The sequence below is a fragment of the Fodinibius sp. genome, assembly GCF_041642155.1.
Classification (GTDB): domain Bacteria; phylum Bacteroidota; class Rhodothermia; order Balneolales; family Balneolaceae; genus Fodinibius.
In genome coordinates this window covers 1-3,741 of the sequence record NZ_JBEPWZ010000290.1, presented here as the reverse complement: position 1 = coordinate 3,741, position 3,741 = coordinate 1, and the positions used below count along the sequence as shown (strand labels likewise).

General features: G+C 53.8%; 2 protein-coding genes and 2 pseudogenes. All 4 read left to right on the top strand.

Translation table 11 applies throughout. From position 1 onward, the window contains the following. Positions 1-464: pseudogene (locus tag ACESLU_RS12840) on the top strand (sugar phosphate isomerase/epimerase); the annotation flags it as partial. A 40-nt stretch (positions 465-504) separates the two neighbouring features. After that, positions 505-1,662 (top strand): Gfo/Idh/MocA family protein, encoded by a 1,158-nt coding sequence (locus tag ACESLU_RS12835; protein ID WP_372639035.1) that lies wholly within the window; start codon positions 505-507, stop codon positions 1,660-1,662. Positions 1,663-1,896: 234 nt separating this feature from the next. Next, the gene (locus ACESLU_RS12830) at positions 1,897-2,958 is read left to right on the top strand and encodes an aldose 1-epimerase family protein (RefSeq protein WP_372639034.1); all 1,062 of its coding nucleotides are present in this window, start codon (positions 1,897-1,899) and stop codon (positions 2,956-2,958) included. A gap of 121 nt (positions 2,959-3,079) precedes the next feature. Next, positions 3,080-3,741, top strand: a pseudogene (locus ACESLU_RS12825) (hypothetical protein); the annotation flags it as partial.

Sequence of the window (3,741 nt, the reverse complement as noted above, 5' to 3'; positions counted from 1 at the left end):
TGGAGGCGGTGGATCGACCGAATATTGGCTTTCAGGCTGATATGGCGCATACCCTGCTGTATCTGTTGGGATATAACGCTCCTGATGACCGGATCCTGCCCCAGGATTTCGAATGGGGAGACCGGGAGGCGCTGACCGAGGGACTGGAGGAAATGACGGCCGCTCTCCGTCCGTGGACGATCGATTTCCATGTGGCCCAAAATGACGGAACGGTATTTGGCTCGGGAACGCATGACAAGACGGGCCGGCATTGCCTGCCCAATGACCCGGACGGCCGGCTGGATATTGCCGAGGATGCCGGACACTGGCTGCGTGACGAAAACGGAGAGCTGACCAAGGCCTTCAATCACATTTGCTGGGACGGCTGCATGTTTCCGAATGAAGTCATGTTGAAACAGGAGACCTGGAATGATATCCTTGCCGCGATGGTCGAGGTTCGCAATCAGCATGGCTGGTCGGAGTAGCGTTTCATAATCTATTTAACCTTTAAATTATCAGAGTACAATGGCGGATAAAAAAGAATTGCGAATTGGATTGATAGGTTGTGGCTTTATGGGCCGAACCCATACCAACGGGTACAAGCGGGTCAATGATTTTTTTCCCGAAGTCGAATACCGGCCGGTGTTAAAAACGGTTTGTGCACGCACCGAAGAAAAAGTGCGGGACTTTGCCGACCAGTGGCAGTATGAGTCGATTGAAACCGACTGGCGCGAGGTAGTCGCTCGCGACGATATCGATGCGGTTGATATATGCACGCCGAACAGCACGCATGAAGAAATTGCGGTGGCAGCTGCAGAAGCTGGAAAAATGGTGCTCTGCGAGAAGCCGCTGGCCCGGGATGTTGAAGAAGGGCAGCGGATGGTGGATGCGATTGAGAAAGCGGGCGTCCCGAATACCGTCTGGTATAACTACCGCCGCGTCCCGGCTGTATCGTTGATTAAAAATATTATTGATTCCGGTAAGCTGGGACGCATATTCCACTACCGGGCCAATTTCCTGCAGGATTTTACCATCAATCCCGATGTGCCCCAGGGCGGCGAGGCGCTGTGGCGGCTTGACAAGGATGTGGCCGGCTCGGGCGTTACGGGCGACCTCCTGGCCCACTGCATCGATACGGCGATGTGGCTGAATGGAGGTATCAGGGATGTATCTGCGGTAGCCGAAACATTTGTTAAAGAGCGCGTGCACCAGGAAACGGGCAAGCAGGAAAAAGTCGAGATTGATGATGCCTGTATTTTCCACTGCCATTTTGATAATGGATCGCTGGGTCTTTTTGAAGCGACCCGGTATGCACGGGGACACAAGGCGCTCTATACACTGGAAATTAATGGCGAAAACGCCTCGCTACGGTGGGATCTCCATGATATGAATCGCCTCGAGTATTTTGATTACGAGGACGATCCCGAAGTGCGGGGCTGGAGTTCCATCCATGTGACGGAAGGGGAGCAGCCGTATATGGACAAATGGTGGGTGCCTGGCCTCTCTATTGGCTATGAGCATACCTTTGTGCACCAGGTAGCTGATTTTCTAACAAGCCTGGCGGAGGAGGAACCCTGTTCCCCGACCTTTCGCGAGGCGCAGGAAACCCAGAAAGTCTGTGAGGCTATCCTTGATTCCGCCTCGTCCGGCAGCTGGCGGGAAACCGGCGTTGACTGGTCATGACACGAGCGTTTCTGCATGTCATTTATCCTTTTTTGTAAGATGATAATAGCATTACGATTACGCTGAATAACACCTGTACCTACCGGCAGGGAACGGAAGCATGATGAAAAAAGGGATATTTCATCATGCGACGTTCTTTGTCCGGTATTATATAGGTCCTCTGTCGGGATTATTGCTACATCTGTTCAGTTAAAATGCGAAACGCTATTTTCACCTGTAAATCAATGTAATTTGATGTCGAACTCAACAACAGCGAATAAAAGATATCTTTCTTCAGGCCGATGGAGGGACAAAGTGTCCAATCACAGGCAGCTGGGTGGCATTGAAATCGCCGTTCTGGACGATGGGCGCGGCAGGGGGACCCGGATCGCCTGGGTCAATACGGGCGGGGGACTTCGGTTCAAGGTTGTTCCGGACCGGGGGATGGATATTGCAGAAGCCTTCTACCACCAGTACAGCTTATCCTGGATTAGTCACCTGGGAGTGACGCCGCCCAATCCTGCGGCGGTTCGGGGGACCACCTGGCTGGATTCGTTCGGCGGGGGACTGCTTGCCACCTGCGGACTCACGCATGTAGGGGGACCGGAGGAGGATAACTACGGGGTGCGGGGACTCCATGACCGGATCAGCCACACACCCGCAAGCATGGTGTCTGTTCGCCAGCCTGATTTATCATCCGATCAACCGGAGATGAGCCTTACGGGGAAAATGATCCAAAGCACAGTCTTTGGTCCGCACCTCGAATTAAAGAGAACGATCTCGGCCATCCTGGGTGAACCGGTGATCCGGATCCGTGATGAAGTGACCAACCTCGGGAATAAACCTGCTCCCCATATGCTGCTGTATCACATGAATTTCGGGTGGCCTTTGGTGGATGAAGGGGCCGATATTGTGTGGGAAGGAGACTGGGAAGCCCCGAATGAACAGAGCAAGAGGATATTTCATTCCGGCAACGACTTTAAACAATGCAGCGCTCCCCTGGATGAGCACCGGGGAGATGGCGAAGCGGTGGCTTTTATCGATGCCGTGCCGGATGCGGAGGGAAACTGCCGGTGCGGTATTGCGAACCGTTCGCTGGGGTTGGGAGTGGAGCTGGAGTTTTCCAAGGCTCAGCTTCCCTGGTTAACCAACTGGCAGCACTGGGGGCAAAAGGAATACGTGATGGCGCTGGAACCCGGTACGCATCCGCCCATCGGGCAGGCGGCGGCGCGTGAAGAAGGCTCCCTGATCCAGCTTGAGGCAGGCGAAAGGCGGACGTATGATGTTACCTTGACGGTCGATGGAATTGGGAATTAGGAATTAAGACAACTATTCACGAATAACCAAAAATGAATAAACCACATACAGCGAGCTGCTTTGTAAATTTTAGCAAAGCTATTGATTCAGATTATACATAACCAAACAAAGCCAGAAAATAATGAGCAACCATTCACATATTGCACAACAGGCACTGGAGCAGGGCAAGGGAATTTTGAGACTCGCACCCAACTGGGTGCCGCGATCGTTCTGCGTGCCCGGTCGACGTATTAAACTGCATCCGGACGATTACTATGCGCTGGGGGGTGAACGGGGCGGCATTGACGAGCGGTGGTTCTCATCGACCACGCCCGCGGACAACGGTCCCCTGACGGGCGAAATCGAAGGATTGAGCGAAGTGGTGTTTGACGACAACGGGACGACCAAACGCATACTCTTACGGGAGGCCGTGCAAGAGCTCAAAGGTGATTTGATTGGCGCGCGGATATGGGAAGAACATGAATCGTGGCCCATGTATTCCAAATTTTTTGATAATAAGGGAGCGTTGCCCCACCACGTGCATCACCGCGACGAGCACGCCAGGCTTACCGGGCAGAACGGAAAGCCCGAGGCGTATTATTTCCCGCCGCAGGTCAACAACCACGGGGGCGATTTCCCCTATACCTTCTTCGGACTCAACCCGGGAACGACCAAAGAACAGCTGCTGGAGTGCCTGATGAATTTTACCGAGGGCGATAACAAGATTACCAATCTCTCCAGTGCCCAGCGCCTGCAGCCGGGTACCGGCTGGGATGTCCCCCCCGGACTGCTTCACGCTCCGGG

Excerpts from the sequence above, each read along its gene's own strand:
- ACESLU_RS12835 (WP_372639035.1), top strand. The coding sequence starts at position 505 with ATGGCGGATAAAAAAGAATTGCGAATTGGATTGATAGGTTGTGGCTTT.
- ACESLU_RS12830 (WP_372639034.1), top strand. The coding sequence starts at position 1,897 with ATGTCGAACTCAACAACAGCGAATAAAAGATATCTTTCTTCAGGCCGA.